The organism is Candidatus Zixiibacteriota bacterium (assembly GCA_040752595.1).
GTDB lineage: Bacteria > Zixibacteria > MSB-5A5 > WJJR01 > WJJR01 > JACQFV01.
Window position 1 is genome coordinate 22,448 of the sequence record JBFMGX010000026.1, and the last position, 15,353, is coordinate 37,800.

Here is a 15,353-nt window from a genome sequence, read left to right on the forward strand (position 1 = left end):
CGTTCGGTGAAGTACGCTCCGCGGCCCGGTCGGGTCAAGCGGCGCCCGGTCATCACTTCCCGCGTTCCACCCAATTCGAACCGAGTTGGATGGCCACGGTCTGTTGTGTCTTCTTGGGTATCTTGAACACGATCCGTTCGCGGCCGCGCACGGTCGCGGGCTGCGCAAAGTTGGCGATGGCGCCGAAGTGCGGCGAAACGTTGCGGGCGCGGCTGAAGGGAATCTCGATCGTGGAGCGGCGCGTCTCCCGCGGTGCGATGATCAGTGTGACCGAGTCGATGATGTCCTTGGCGAACTCGGCGGTGAAGCTGACGTCGAAGGTGCTGCTGAAGAAGGCCTGAACATTGGTGGCGGAGAATCGCTCGGTGTTGTTTAGAATGAAGGCCTTCACCTGCACCGCTTGTGCCGTCTGGCCATCGAAGTTCAGCGAATCGGTGCCCGTGAAGGCGACTTCGACGCGCATCGGTTTTTCCTGTTTTGAGAACAGAATCCCACAACCGGCGAGTCCTTCCACGACGATGACCAGTGCGGCCATCCGATAGGCCGTGCTCCTACTCATTTGTTCCCCCTTGCTTCTTGGGGCGTTCCAATGTCCCGCTTCCCTGGGTCTTCGCCCACATATAGTCTCTGTATCCTTCCCGAAAGGCGGGGAGGAAACGTGCCTGGTACCAGCGATCATCCTCGGCCGCCAACTCTCCATACCGCTTCTTGTAGCGGCGCCAGAGGCGAAAACTATGACCGGGGAGCCATCGCCGCCAGCGGATGCCGCCGCTTGCCCGATCGCCCGATTCGCCGGCGAAGATCTCCTGCTCCAAGGTCGCCGGCGCGAGCATTTCCAGGATTTCCCGCGTCCCTTCGCGCACGCACCGCTCGTATCCGGCCATGATGGCCAGTTGATGGTGCTTCAGCTCGTCGATGGCCAACTTGAGACCGGCGGTCGATTCCTCGTCGATCGTTGCGGCGCGCCAATCAAACAGGAGCTTCCCCAGATCGCCATGCATGTCCCCCAAACGGATCTGACGCGTCATCTCGCCTACCGGGCCTGCTGTCGCCGAAGAATACAAGGACCATGTTGTCTGGACCTTCTTGCGCCCCGACAAGAGCTCTTGGAATTCCTGCACCAGCATCCCCGCGGAGCGTTTGATCCGTTCGCAGAAGGCCCGAATCTGCTCCGGAGAATCGAAGGAGGTTTCCTCACCGGAGAAATGGTGTGCCAGGCGCACCAAGTAGTCGTAGGCGGTGCGATTCAACTCCAGTTGGGCGCGGAGGCGGGCATTCTCGGAGCGCAGGGCCTTGATGTCGCTCGATTCGCCGGTGACGGCGCTCTGTCCCGACCGCTCGGATTCCTCCAGCGACTGTCGGAGAGTGGCCAGTATCTCCTTACGGAGTTCAGGATCGGCCGGGGTGTCGCCGGACTCGGCCTCAAGCCATTGACCTTCAAGGCGTTGCAGCCACCGACGCGTCTCCGCGCGGATCAAATCGACATCCATGGTCAGAATCACCCGCCCCGTTCCGTACGGGCAACAGGATCGCCTCGGATGCGATACTACGGAACGCACGGGGTTTAGACAAGTGCGTTTCGCATGCTGGCCATCGAGGCAGTGCGCCGGAATCCCGCAAGAGGATGGTTCCGGGGATGGTGCCGCTTCATCGTCCGCACTCTTATGTGCCGTTCATGGCCTGACCCGCACCGGGAGGATCATCGCATAGAGACCGGCGGACTGGAGCCGCCGCTGCAGTTGGCGCGCCGTCTCGTTATGCAATAGTCGCTGGTACCAACGCTCTTCGGCAAAGACGAGCTTGCCGGCGAAGAACACCGATTTTGGGTACTCCTTGGCGATCGTGAGGCACGCCTCCTCGGCGGCGGCAACCGCCTCGGTGCCGACGGCGACCCGATAGTCTGCGGCCAGACCGAAACCGCGGGCCAGCGCCACGTACTGCCGCAGGGTGCTCTCGGTATGAGTCTGAACCTGCTCCACGGCGTCAGCGCCCTTGAAACTGGCTGAGTCAATGACGCCCACTGAGATGAATATGAGATTGTGGAAGTGGTCGCCGAACTGGTGCCGGATCGACAGAAGCGAATGAACCCCCAATCCGGCATACGAGCCCACCAGCAGGACGGCCGTGGGGGCGGTTGGATCCAGCGCCGGGATTGGCCGGTCTGAGGCCGTGGGAACATCCTGCAGGACGTCGTCTAAGACCTTCAACTGCCGTCCCACCTTCGCATAGTGCCGACGCACCAGCGCACACACGCCGATCAGCGCGATCGTCAGGACCAGTGTGACCCAACCCCCTTCACCGAACTTCTCATAGATCGTGATGCTGAGAATCGACACGCACAGAATCAGGCCGATCACGTGGATGCTGATGTGCTTCTTCCAGCGGGCATGACGGGCCCGGTCACGTATCCAGAACCGGCACATCGACAGTTCGGTCAGCGAGAAGGTCAGAAAGACATTGATGGAATACATGACGACCAGATGCGTGACGCTGCCGCCGGTGTAGAGGAGCGTCAACGCCGAGGTGATGCCCATCAGCAGGATGCCGTTCTGCATCGTCAGACGGTCGGACAACTGCGAGAAGCGGTGCGGGAGCCAGGAGTCATGCGCCATGTTGGCCATGACCCGGGGGCCGTCGATCACTCCCGCTTGGGCGGCGACGAACAACAGCATCGCTTCGGAGAATAAGGTGATCGTCACAAACGCGGTGGCCGCCCAAGGGCCGAGCCACCCCAGTGACTCCACAAACCGGCCGGCCAGCACGGCGTTCATCGTCTTCCCGGCGGCGGGCACGGCACCGGCCAGGAGGTAGGCGACGATCAAGCCGCTGGCCGTCGCCGCCAGCGACGCGGCCATCAGGACCATCGTGCGCTTGCCGGTCTCGACCCGCGGCTCGCGCATGATCATGAGACCGTTGGACACTGCCTCAATGCCGGTGTAGGTTCCTCCCCCCATCGAGTAGGCGCGGAGAAACAGGGCGATCATACCGGCCAGCCCCAGTCCCACCGGCGGGGCTTGCAGTCCCTGTGTGAAACCGTGATGGATCTCGGTGACGACAGCGGGAATTTCGTGCGCGCGGCTGACAATGACGCCCAGGATCAAGATCGCATGGGTGACGAGAAAGGTGATGAAGATCGGCGCCAGAATGGTCACCGACTCCCGGACCCCGCGCAGGTTGAGCGTCACGAGAACGGCAATGCCGGCGAATTCCACCAACAGCTTCGCCGGGATCAGTCCGAATATGAGCAGACTCTGCCAGTGGAGCGGCAGGAAGCTGAAGACGGCGTCGGCTCCGGCCGCGATGGAAATCGATATCGTTAGAACATAGTCAACCAGCAGCGCGGCCCCGGAGACGACTCCAGCCTTCGGCCCGAGGACGCTGGTGGAGACAACGTACCCGCCGCCACCGAACGGAAAGTGCTCGATGATCCGGCTGTAGGCGTAGGCGATGACGCTGACGGTGAATGCTGTGGCCACAGCCAGGAGAATGGCCAGATAGGTGTGGGATCCCAGCGCCTTGAACGCCTCCTCGGGACCGTAGGCCGAAGAGGACAGGCCGTCCGCGCCCAGGCCCACCCACGCCAAGAGGGCGACCAGTGAGACCTTATGGAAGACACCCGGCTCGCTCAGCTTGCGCTTGCCGCCGATCAGGACACGTCGGAGAAACGCACCAACGTGCCATGTGCGTTGTGGCGATCCAGGTGGAACGTTGCTGTTGCTGTCCGGCGAACCACCAGATGAGCCGGCATGCTCGTCGAGCCGTCGAGGCCCGGACATCGCTGTCTCCTCTCCGGCCTGCGAGGTTAGCTGACGGGCTGGGATGGAAGAGACGTGCTCACCCCGCGCGAGATCGCGCTTCGCCCCGGAATCTCGGGTCCCCCGCTCCCACATGGGCATGTGGGATTCGGCCGCATGTAACTACGCGCCCTGAGAGCCAACTGCAAGCGCGAATTGGCCCGGTCACGCCACCGGTGGGTGCCGGAGGACGATCCGATACGCGGTAGTTCGTTGCCGGATAATGGATTGCGTCTTCAGAGACGCGGCGACCAAGTGGATTCTGGGCCGCGGTCAGAGGGGAAGAAAACGGCACCGACTGGTGGCAAGTACGCCCATGAGGAGTTGAACCCCCAACCTTCTGATCCGTAGTTTGACGATCTGCTTATTGTGCCACAATGAGTTACAAGAGTGGATTCTCGATGTTTTTTTCAAATCAGAAGGTCTTTACCTCGCAAGAAAGAGATAAGTCTCGAGCTTTTTCACTGGTCACCGAGAGCTTTGTCCAGTGCTGCCGGTTCTGTGAGCGGCTGCTGACATGCGAAATCTCTGCAAACATACACAGTCGCCTTACCCGAAATACTCACGAGTGGCCTAGTATACTCAGCGAGCTCTGGGAGGACGGACCCCGGTTCCGAATCCGGTTTTAACAACAGAACTTCTCTTGGTCGGAATTTACTCCGGACGGTCCAGAGCATTCGTTTGGTGTCGGCTGCATCCGGATCTCCACACACCACGATTTCAGCTGACGGCCCGTGAACAAAGTCGACAGCTTGCATCATCTGGCAGTGTGATGCAGGATGACTCCAGATTTCTGCGGAAAACGCGCGTCCGATGCGGACGGCCAAGTCTTCGAACTCTGTCTTGCCGGTCGCTCTGGCTATTCGCACAAGGTTCAGCATCGCCACGGAGTTGCCCGACGGCAGCGCGCCATCATACGACTCTTTTACACGTGTAAGCAGTTTCTCGCTTGAGTGGGAGGTGAAATAAAAGCCTCCACCTTTGTCATCCCAGAAGTCTCTGAACATTTGCCCGGTGAGCTCGACAGCAGCCTTCAGAAAACGGACATCGAATCCTGCTTCGTACAGTTCCAAGAGTCCCCAGATTAGGAAGGCATAATCGTCGAGATTCGCATCAATCGACGCCTCACCGGACCGGTATCGATGGACAAGTCGACCGTCACGAGTCCTCAGGGAGTCCAAGATGAAGGAAGCGGCAGTTGATGCTGCTTTCACGTACGATGAATCGTCCAATACCTGGGCCGCCTTCGAGTAGGCGGCGATCATCAGCCCGTTCCAGTCTGTCAGAACCTTGTCGTCCTTGTGTGGATGAATCCGCTTATCACGCGCCGCAAACAATCGCTCGCGGATTGACTCCAGCTGCTCGCGGACATCCCGCGCGCTGATATTCAAGTCGGCTGCAAGCTCGGATATAGATTCTTTCAGATGGGGAATGTTCGCGCCCGTTGACCGCCGCGTACCGGGCTCAGAGAAGTTTCCGTTAGCGGTCAGGTTGTAAGCCCGAATAAACAAATCGGCGTCGGCGGAATCCAGAATCGACCGGACCTCGGAAATGGTCCAGAGATAGAATTTCCCCTCTTCGCCTTCGCTGTCGGCGTCCTCAGCGGACCAATAGGCCCCTTGGGGAGAGGTCATGTCTCTCGATACGTAGCCCAAGATTTCACGGACAGTCTGCGCATATTCGTCCTTTCTGGTCGCCTGATAGGCTTCGGCATAAGCGATTGCCAGGAGGGCCTGGTCATAGAGCATCTTTTCAAAATGCGGGACCAGCCAGTTGGCGTCCGTCGAGTACCTATGAAAGCCGAAACCGATGTGATCGTAAATGCCGCCTTCACGCATGGCGGCGAGCGTCTTCTCGACCATCATCAACGACGAGGAGTCATTCGTTCGGTTCCAATGCCGCAAGAGCAGAGTGAGATTGTGAGGAATCGGAAACTTCGGAGCGCTCCCGAATCCGCCATGATCGGAGTCGAATCGAGCTGACAACTGGTACTTTGCAGAATGAATGGTTGTAAGGTCGGGGTCATTGCCGGATTCCGTGGACACGTCCCGGCTCAGCGCCTGAGCGACACGTTCCGCCGACTGCAGTGCCTCCGTGCGTCTGTTTCTCCATAAATCGGTGACCTTCGGGATCAATTCCAGCATGCCCGTTCTCCCATATCGATTGTCCTTGGGGATGTATGTCGCGGCGAAGAAGGGCTTCTTGTCAGGTGTCATGATGATTGTAAGCGGCCACCCACCACTGCCAGTCATCATCTGGCAGGCGGCCATATACACATTGTCGATGTCGGGGCGCTCCTCGCGGTCAACTTTGATAGACACAAACGCCTCGTTCATCAGACGGGCGACCAGTGTGTCTTCAAATGACTCCTCTTCCATCACGTGACACCAGTGGCAGGTCGAGTATCCGATTGAGAGCAAGACCGGCTTGCCCTCGCGTCGGGCTCGTTCAAATGCTTCCTCTCCCCACGGATACCAATCCACCGGATTGTTCGCGTGCTGCAACAAGTAGGGACTCTGCTCCTTACTCAAACGGTTTCCCTGGCCAGAAGAGGCCGAAAGGAGGGGGCAGAAGGAGTGACCGGAATCATCAAGGTCGCACATGTTGACTCGCATCAAGAATGCGTCTCCCCAAAACACAAACGCTGCGAGGACGACTGCGACAGTTCCCAGGATTGCACTTTTCAACAGCGTTGACATTAGAGCGATGTGGCCATTCTAAAATTGGGAGTTGGCTTCTCTATCTCGAGGTGGTTGCCGATCCAATATCACCCAGAAGAGCAAGGACTTCCATCTGAGCGAGATTGTAACTTACTACGGCCTGTGCGTGTTCCCGCTCTGCGCGCGCGAGCGCCTCGGCTGCGTCGATGACTTCGAGTGCCATGCCGACGCCGGTCGTTCGCCGCGTGATCGCCACTTCAAGTGCCTTCCGGGCATCATCGAGGCCGCCTGCGGCCGTGGAGACCGAGCGCCCTCGGACGCTGATCGCCTCGTGCCACATCGTGGCCTTACTCATAATATCCGCACGAACTCCCTCAAGCCGAGTGTTGGCGAAATCGGCGCGAGCGGACAGTGAACGAATCCTGCCCAGATCGAAGAGACCACCGGGTCCAATTGTCCAGCGGACCGCTACTGAATAATCCCGCGACCGGCGCAAATCATTTAGGTCCGGCCCGAAACCTGTGACCAACGCTCCGGCCTCAAAATCGGGGAGCAACGGACCCCAGATGGCTCGTCGCGCTTCCCATCGAGAAGCAGCCAACTCAGCGATCTGCATCGCAATACCCGGGTGGCTTTGGTCTGCACGGTCCAGCCACGACTGCAGCGACTCTGTGCTATCGACAGTTTCAATGACGAGAAGTACCGTATCAATCGGTGTCAGTCGAATTGGCTGATCCATGTTCAAAAGAGAAGCCAGTCGTGCCGATGCGGCTGCCTCCCGCTCGACCGCTTGATCAAGAAGGAGAAGATCGTGCCGCAATTGAGTGCGATCGCGCAACAAGTCAAGCTCGGCGGCAATTCCTTGCTCAACGCTTCGTCGGGATTGCTCGACGAGATCCTCAGATACCTTGGCGGCGCGACCCGCGATGCGATGGTACTCAGATGACTGCACCAGGTCCCAGTAGGCCCGGGCAACATCAAGCATGGTGGAAAGCGACTTGTCCTTAAGGTCAGACTCCGCCGCGTTTCGCCTTTGGTGAGCCGAGAGCGTCGAGAACAGGGCGCTGCTGAAGTCCCATCTAGCTGCTATAAGGCCGCCCACGCGCTGAGATTGCTTATCAACATCGAGAAACTCACCCTGAGTTGCCTGAGTCCGACCTTCGTGGCGTTGTAATTGCCACCCGGCTGAAACAGACGGCAGGAATCGCTCATAGGTCGAAAGGAGTTCTCCCGACGCTGCCCGAGCGGTTGCCTCTGCCGCTGCTACCCGTGGGCTTTGCTCTCCGGCGAGTCGGAGCGCCGTGGTCAAATCTATGGGTAGTACAGGAAGTCCAACCTCGGTCTGCGCATGTGCAGAAAGCGCGGCGAACGCGACGAACATCACTGCAACCACCAAACGGGCCGGTCGCCATGAAGTCGGCATCTGCACTCTTGTTCCCGGTCGGATGCTCAGTTCGCGGCTCCTGTGTTCTCCACAATGGAAACGGCGATCCCCTCCCGAAGCCGGTCGCGCCCTTGGGTGACAACTAATTCATTCCCCGCCAAACCCCCGGTGATTTCCGAGTTTATCCCGTCGTCGTTGCCGACCACCACGGGCACGCGAGCTGCCCTTCCATCAGTCACAATCCAGACATAGGATTGCTCTTTGGTGACTTCAATGGCGCTGCTCGGCACGAGCAAAGCGTCAGGGCGTTCCTCGAGGGTTATTTCGACGCTAGCATACATGCCCGCGAGCAGCCGTCGGTCGGAATTCCCCAAATCGATCTCCGCCGTCATCGTCCGTGTCATCGGATCGATCGCCCATGAGTACCTTGCCACACGCCCTTCGATTGACTCATCTGAGAAATCGGGCACGCGGACTGATGCCGTCTGTCCCTGCCGGACATAGTGAGCGTCACGCTCTGGTACTTCCACAACGACTCGCAGACTGTCAATACGCATCATCCGTACAATTCTCGCCGTCGGGGCTTGCGATGACGTGGCGATTTGGATGAGCGCTCCCGGATCGACCCAGCGCTGCGTGACGACTCCCGCGAAAGGGGCACGGATTTCAGAGTACGAGCACAGTTGCTCCAATCGTCCTTGCGCAGCGACGGCGGCCTCGTGTTCGCCCTTAGCTCGATCAAGGTCCAACTGCCTCACCATGTCGGGGTTCTGTTCGCGTGTCGCCTCCAAGCGATCGTAAACGAGTTTCTTGGCCCGTGATTCTGCGGTCACGCGTTCGAGTTCACGCTCGGTCTCCGGGTCACTCACCCGGGCCAGAAGTTCTCCGGGCTTGACCCAACTCCCGCGATCGACCCCGATCCAATCCAGATAACCGCCAACCTTGGAGTAGACGATGACATCTTCCCAGGGCTCGATGTGCCCGACGATCTTGGTGGACTGACGGATGTTCTCACGATTCGGAGCAGAAGTGGCTACCGTGACGACATTCTCCTTGGCCACATCCCCCGTAGCGCGGCCGCATCCGTGGCTCGTGACAGAGAGCGCGGCGATCAGAATCGCGAGTATTTTCGGCGGGGCTTTCATAGTCGAACTTCCTCCATTCAATCTTGCTGGGCCGACTGAGCGATTGCCGGTTGTCGCTTGAGAGTCACATAGAGACAAGGGAGCACCAGGAGAATCAGCGCCGCTCCCACAACACCCCCGACAATCGCGCGTGCCAGCGGCATGTTCACCTCTCCTCCCTCTAAACCGAGAGCCATCGGCAGCAGGGCGAGAAGTGCCGCCGATGAAGTCATGAGAATGGGACGGAGGCGGTCACGCGCGGATTGAATGATCGCCTCCCTGACCATGAGTCCCTGGCTGACGTGGTGATTGGCGAAATCTACCATGATGATGCTGTACTGGACAACGATCCCCACCATCATGATGATCCCCATGAGCGACTGGATGCTCAGCGCTGTGCCGGTCACGCCCAGGATCGCTGCGACGCCGATGAATCCGAGTGGAACCGCCAGCATGACGATTAGAGGATCAATGAACGAGCGGAGTTGCGCCACCATGACCAGATAAACGAGCACAGTGGCGATGAACAAACCAAACCCAAACTGGCGGAAGGCGCTGCGCATGATGTTTGCCTCGCCGCTGGCCGTGAGTGTATAGCCCTTGCCGGCAAATTCCTTCCCGCCAACTTCCCAATAGTCGCCGCGGTCGGATGTGCGGGCCACCAACCTCAGATCGCTGTTCTTATGCAAGGCGTCCTCGATCTCCTCGACCAACGATCCCACGGGATATCCCGCTTCTGCAGCGGCGTAGATATCAATCACGCGCGTGATGTTCTGGTGATTGACCTGCGAAGGGCCGATGCTGCGGTGGAAATCAGCGACATTGCGAAGCAGGACTGGATCCCGGGTTCCGGCACTCGTGAGCGGAATGTCCCTGATGGTCTCAAACGAGACCATGTCGCTTTCCTCATACTGAGCGCCCATGAAATAGTGATTGCCGTTGCGCTCATCGATCCAGAACGCGGGTCGAAATCCGACGCTCGAGTTCGTGGCCGTCACCAGGTTCGTGACGATGCGTTCCACGTCTAGACCTACGAATGCGGCCTTGGTGCGGTCGATCTCGACTTCGAGCGTGGGGTAATCCAGCTTTTGGGCGATGCGGGCATCGGCCACCCCGGGGATCAGTCGCATCTGGTCGGTGACGATATTGGCGATCCGTGAGGTCGTCTGCAGGTCGCTCCCGGCAACCTGGAAATGCACTGGGGCGGGTTCACCGAAGTTCAGCGCCGAGGAGACCATGCCCCCCGCATCGAATGCGAATTCGACTCCAGGGTACTTCTTATTCAGGGATTCTCGCAATTCGGCGATCAACTCGAACGTCGGTCTGTGGCCGCTCTTGCCCTTCAATTGCACAAGGACGAAGGCATCCATCGGGCCGCTGTTCGGCGTGTAGGCCGCCGGCCAATCCATAAGCACGCCAATGTTCGTGATGAGCATGCGCAAATCGGATTCTGGATGATTCTCGATCTTGGGGTATTCCGGATCGGCTTCGCCAGTCATGGCGATGATGTCGCCCTCGATCCGGTGCATGACCGACTCAGTCTGCTCGATGCGTGTCCCTGCCGGAAGACGGGCTGTGATCTGAAACTGCTTAGCATCCACTGGCGGGAAGAGCTCGCGTCCCAGATTGATCAAGACGAAAAGCGCGAGGACAAACGCCAGTGCGGCCCCGGCCAGGATCGCCCAACGCCGACGGAGCATCTTGCCGACGAACTGCGCATACCGCTCGGCAAGACGCTGAGTCCAGTCCGAATGTTCGTCTGTTCTGGCGCTTTTTCCACGGGAACCAAGAAACCTCCAGCAATAGGCCGGAACTGCCACCAAGGCGAAGAAGTAGGAGACGATCACAGCCAGTGTTGCGGCGATTGCCAACGGAGTAAAGAGGAACTTCGCCACGCCGGTCAGGAACACAATCGGGTAGAAGACCACTACGAACGTGATCGTCGAAACAAGAATCGGCAACCCCACTTCCTTTGCGCCATCGACGGCGGCCTGGCGCGAAGTTTTGCCCATGCGCAGATGTCGCACGACGTTTTCGAGGATGACAATCGACTGGTCAATAATGATCCCAATCGCCAGTGCCATCCCGCCCAGCGTCATGGCATTGATCGTCCCTCCGGAGTAGTACAGGCCGATGACGGCCCCGAACACGGCGGTGGGAACGGCCAATCCGACCGCGAGCGCCGAGCGGGCGCTCCGCAAGAACGCCACAACCACAAGCGCGGCAAGCAGAGCCCCAAGAACTCCGGCCATAACGAGACCTTTGATCGAACTCCGCACATATACTGACTGATCGAGAACGACCTCCAGACTGAGATCCTTCGCCTTTGGATTCATTTCCCGGAGTCGTTCGAGAATCTGGCCGGTGTTGCGCTTGATGTCGTCGACGATGGCAAGGGTGTTCGCTCCCGGCTGGCGGTACACCGGGATATAAACCTGGCGACGGCCATTGACACGGACGATGTTCGTTTGGATCTGATGACTGTCTTTGGCCTTGGCCACATCACGAAGAAAGACGGGCCTTCCGTCGACGACCTTGATGGGAATGTCGTTCAGATCCTCGACGTGCTCGGGCATCGAATTAGCAAAGATCTGATAGTCAATCTCCCCCGCCTTCATATTGCCGGCGGGGATGAGGACATTCTGCCTGCGGAGCGCATCGACAACGTCCATGGGAGAGAGTCCACGCGCCTCCAGTTTCTCGGGATCGACATATGCAAGGATCCGGCGAAGCACGCCGCCATACACGGCCGGCGCGATCACCCCCCGCACCGACTGTAGACGATTTCTCAATTCAAAGTAGGCGATGTCGTAGATTTCCTTCTCCGTCATCGTCGGACTCGACACACTGACCAAACACAGCGGCATCGAGGCGGTCGGATCAAACGGCATGACCATCGGCGGAACGGTTCCCGGAGGCAGGTAGTACAAATCAGACATCGCATAAGAGCTCACCTGACTGATTGCTGTCTCAAGCGAGACGTCCTCGTGGAAGAAATCCTTGACCACGCAGACGCCGAGCATTGACTTGCCTTCTTGGTGCTCGATCCCGACCGACTGCCCCGTCCAACGCTCCAACCGGCTCATGATGTCGCGTTCCATGACCTCCGGCGGCATGCCCGGATAGAACGTCAGGATTTGGACCGCTGGGGTCTTGAACTGAGGCAGAAGGTCAATGGGGATACGTCCGAGCGAAGCCACGCCGATCACGAAGATGGCGAGAACGAGAACAATGAGGAGAAATGGGTTCTCAAGCCCGATTTCGGAGAGTTTCATCGTGGAGATTCCATATCAATTACTTCAATGCAGTGCACGACCGGATTGCAACAAACGGGTCGATCCCTCGTCTATACCCGACTCACGGGCCGTGGGTCAGGATTCAGACCCGATAATGTCTAAATGTCCTGAGTGCGCCGAAATCATACACCCGGGCCTCGGTAATCTTCGATCGGGGCAATTTTCGCCTTCCTTGTTGTATGAATTCGCAGGCATGAGAACATATAGATAGGTGAAGGGGTTCACGAACCAGGACCCATAGGTTATGTGGCCACAGAGGAATGACAGACAGAAGCGATTCATGGCCCAGCTTGAGGAAGTCCGGCCACAATTGGTGCCGTTTTGCCGGCATTCCCTATACGATCGTGGCAGTCTCGAAGATGTGTTGCAGACAGTCGTGCTTATGGCCTACGAACGATTCGATGACTTCCGTCACGGGACGAGCTTTCACGCATGGATATTCCGGATCGCGGCCAATGTGGTGCTCAACACAAATCGCCGCCACAGGCGGGAGTCGGAGCGGATGGCCGATTTGGACGTGGAAGAACTTGACTTGGTTGCCGAACTGCAACGGGAGTACGCCTACGATGAACTTCTACGCGACCCCGGTCGGGTACTCGATCACGTTGGCGACGAGCTTTTGGTTGCGATTGGTGAATTGTCTGAACGCGAGCGTAATGTGTTTCTATTGAAATCGATCTGTGAGCTGCCATGCCGTGAGATAGCCGATCTGCTTCAGATGCCCGTCGGAAGCGTGATGGGGTACCTGGCACGTGCCAGGGGCAAACTCCGATCGGGACTGGCGGAGTACGCAAAGCACCGCGGCTTTATCAGCGGCGTGATCAGAGAAGAGTCATCCAATGGACTGCCGAACGGTTAGACGATATCTCGCGATGTATCTCGACTCGGAACTCGGGCCGGAGACGACCTTTGAGATTTCGAGCCATCTGCAGGAGTGTTCGAATTGCAGACGCGTGGCCGAGCAGGAAGCGCGTCTCGAGAACCGCCTCAGAACTGCGCTGCGTAAGCCGCGCCCGGAAGACGATGCGATCTGGGAACGATCCATGGCGCGAATCGGCAAGTCGCGCTCGGGGCGCCGAACGCCCATCGTCGGCATCGGCGTCACTGCTTTGGCGCTGGCTGCGACAATCGCGCTGCATTTCCTGATCGGGGCACCCTGGTTTCATGACGAACTGGACTTGGCTGAGGTGACTGCCGCAGAGCACTCGCTCACTCTCAGCTCAGAAGGGGCAGGGTCAGGCGAGGGCCTTGAAGCAGATGAACTCAACGCGTTCTTTCGGCGGGAATTGTCGCCAGCGTATTGCCTCGAAGTCGACACCGCGATAGGGACGAGGCTGATCGAGGCCGGAATCTGCGAACTGGCGAATGTTCGCACAGCCCATGTTGTTTGCGCTGACTCCCAGACCGTTCTTTCATTGTTCTGGCTGCCATCAGAAGCAATTACGGAGTTTCCGGAAACGGCTGAACGGTTCCAGAAGTACGGTTCTTCGTTCCATTGCCATGTCGAACCATACGAGTTTTTTGCAAACAAATCGGGCACGGGGATCATTGTTGGAATCGCCAAAACTACGCCGGCCATGCTGGAAAAATTCGTCCAACGGGCTGCCATGGGAGCCTGTCAGGGCGGGGCATAGACGATTCGCATAATGCGAAGGAACATCCATCGCTGCCAGCGTGTTGCATCATCAAGCCGAGAATAGACTGCGACTGGCATGACCCTGACGTCTCGCGCGAATCATCTGTCTCGAACCCCACTGGTAAAGAATGAATTCCCAACCATCTGACCAATTATCACGAAATAAGGAGGACTCATTATGAAGACATTTCGCCCGATCATGCCGTCGCTCCTTGCCTTGGCATTACTCGCCGTATCGACGTCGGCCCAGGAGCATCCGGAGCATCCAAAGAAGCAGACCGCTTCCGCAGCAGTGAGTGAAGCAACTGTCGCGGGCCAAAACGTCTGTCTCGGTTGCTCCCTCAAGAAGGAAAAGGGGGCCGCCGCGCAATGCAGCAAGTATGGACACCGGCATGTGCTCAAAGTGACCAAGGCCACGATCGATGGAAAGGACCATCCCGAGATGAACGGGTGGGTGTTACACTACCTCGACACTGACAGCTCGCAGTCCGTAATCGGAGGACATCACGAGGAAACAGTCACAATGACGGGGAAAATCTATGCCGACGAGCGTGTACTTGAGGTGACCAAACTGGAGAGCTCCGAAGCGGCCAAGAAACCCGAGCACCCTGAGCACCCGAAATGAACCGGGCAGGTCCTCCCCCCGGCAAATGGATCAAATCGACCCGCCCAGAAGAGGGTATTGAGTGGTGAAATCAGTCGTACTTGTGGTCCTCCTTTTGGTGACTGCTGCTGGTTATGCGCCTGCGCAGGAACAGAGTGTGAGCATCCAGCAGATTGCCGCCGCGATCGAGGAGTACATCATCAATAAGTCCGAAGCCGACGGCGGGTATTTCCGGCTCCAACACAATGGAGTGCAACTCAAACTCGAGCTGGTGAGAATCCACATGGAGTATCTCGCCGACCTCGGGTGCGGGACACAGTTCGCATGCGTGGATTTGGTGGGCACGGACGGTCCCGTTTACGATATCGATTTCTTTCTTAAAGGTGGACCAGACGGCATGGCCGTGACGGAAACCACCGTTCACAAAGTCAACGGCCAACCGCTTTACGCGTGGGAGCAACAGGACGACGGAACATGGGTACGCGTCGCCGTGGCCGACGCATCACCCCGATTGCTCGGAGTGATTCAAGGCGAGGACACATTCGAGTTCATCTACCGCGTTCGACTTCCAGACATCACCGGACCTGCAAAACTCTGGTTGCCGCTGGCTCAGACGGACGACCACCAGGCAATTGAAGTCAAGAAGGTCTCTGCTCCGTCGCAATGGCGTGAACTTAGAGACAGCGGTAACGGAAACACGGTTCTGTTCATGACGGGGCGCAATCCCAAAGTTAGTTGAAGTTTGAACGGCTCATTGTTGTTTACGCCGCCTTCGACAGGGCGGCACCCTCCAGTTTCAGTTCTCGTTGCAAGGCGTCCCGCAGTGTTCTGAGATGCCGGTATCCGCGCACGGTG

At 58.4% G+C, this 15,353-nt stretch carries 11 protein-coding genes and 1 riboswitch; of the genes, 4 read left to right on the forward strand and 7 right to left on the reverse strand.

Annotated features, from left to right (window positions below):
• Window positions 1-52: 52 nt before the first annotated feature.
• The 7 genes from tssJ to AB1792_07385 all read right to left on the reverse strand — a co-directional run bounded on the left by tssJ (window position 53) and on the right by AB1792_07385 (window position 12,237).
• The gene (gene tssJ, locus AB1792_07355; protein ID MEW5702029.1) at window positions 53-559 is read right to left on the reverse strand and encodes a type VI secretion system lipoprotein TssJ; all 507 of its coding nucleotides are present in this window, start codon (window positions 557-559) and stop codon (window positions 53-55) included.
• Complete coding sequence (locus AB1792_07360; protein ID MEW5702030.1) at window positions 552-1,490, reverse strand: type VI secretion system-associated FHA domain protein; 939 nt, start codon at window positions 1,488-1,490, stop codon at window positions 552-554. Before AB1792_07360 ends, tssJ begins: the two co-directional genes overlap by 8 nt.
• 183 nt (window positions 1,491-1,673) lie before the next feature.
• On the reverse strand, window positions 1,674-3,776 hold the full coding sequence (locus tag AB1792_07365; protein MEW5702031.1) for an APC family permease: 2,103 nt from the start codon (window positions 3,774-3,776) through the stop codon (window positions 1,674-1,676).
• Between the two features lie 4 nt (window positions 3,777-3,780).
• Window positions 3,781-3,919: riboswitch (cyclic di-AMP (ydaO/yuaA leader) on the reverse strand.
• Between the two features lie 336 nt (window positions 3,920-4,255).
• The gene (locus tag AB1792_07370; protein ID MEW5702032.1) at window positions 4,256-6,409 is read right to left on the reverse strand and encodes a thioredoxin domain-containing protein; all 2,154 of its coding nucleotides are present in this window, start codon (window positions 6,407-6,409) and stop codon (window positions 4,256-4,258) included.
• Window positions 6,410-6,533: 124 nt separating this feature from the next.
• Window positions 6,534-7,835 (reverse strand): TolC family protein, encoded by a 1,302-nt coding sequence (locus AB1792_07375; protein ID MEW5702033.1) that lies wholly within the window; start codon window positions 7,833-7,835, stop codon window positions 6,534-6,536.
• 68 nt (window positions 7,836-7,903) lie between these two features.
• Window positions 7,904-8,983: an efflux RND transporter periplasmic adaptor subunit gene (locus AB1792_07380; GenBank protein MEW5702034.1), complete on the reverse strand. Its 1,080-nt coding sequence runs from the start codon at window positions 8,981-8,983 to the stop codon at window positions 7,904-7,906.
• A 17-nt stretch (window positions 8,984-9,000) separates the two neighbouring features.
• On the reverse strand, window positions 9,001-12,237 hold the full coding sequence (locus tag AB1792_07385; protein MEW5702035.1) for an efflux RND transporter permease subunit: 3,237 nt from the start codon (window positions 12,235-12,237) through the stop codon (window positions 9,001-9,003).
• A 301-nt stretch (window positions 12,238-12,538) separates the two neighbouring features.
• Between AB1792_07385 and AB1792_07390 the strand changes: the two genes are divergently transcribed.
• The 4 genes from AB1792_07390 to AB1792_07405 all read left to right on the forward strand — a co-directional run bounded on the left by AB1792_07390 (window position 12,539) and on the right by AB1792_07405 (window position 15,237).
• A complete protein-coding gene (locus AB1792_07390; protein MEW5702036.1) occupies window positions 12,539-13,117 on the forward strand; it encodes an RNA polymerase sigma factor in 579 nt (192 codons plus the stop codon).
• 13 nt (window positions 13,118-13,130) lie between these two features.
• Window positions 13,131-13,892, forward strand: a complete 762-nt coding sequence (locus AB1792_07395) for a zf-HC2 domain-containing protein (protein ID MEW5702037.1) — start codon at window positions 13,131-13,133, stop codon at window positions 13,890-13,892.
• A gap of 180 nt (window positions 13,893-14,072) precedes the next feature.
• Window positions 14,073-14,519 carry a hypothetical protein gene (locus AB1792_07400; GenBank protein MEW5702038.1) on the forward strand — a complete coding sequence of 149 codons (447 nt, stop codon included), beginning with the start codon at window positions 14,073-14,075 and terminating at the stop codon, window positions 14,517-14,519.
• Between the two features lie 61 nt (window positions 14,520-14,580).
• A complete protein-coding gene (locus AB1792_07405) occupies window positions 14,581-15,237 on the forward strand; it encodes a hypothetical protein (protein ID MEW5702039.1) in 657 nt (218 codons plus the stop codon).
• Window positions 15,238-15,353: the final 116 nt, after the last annotated feature.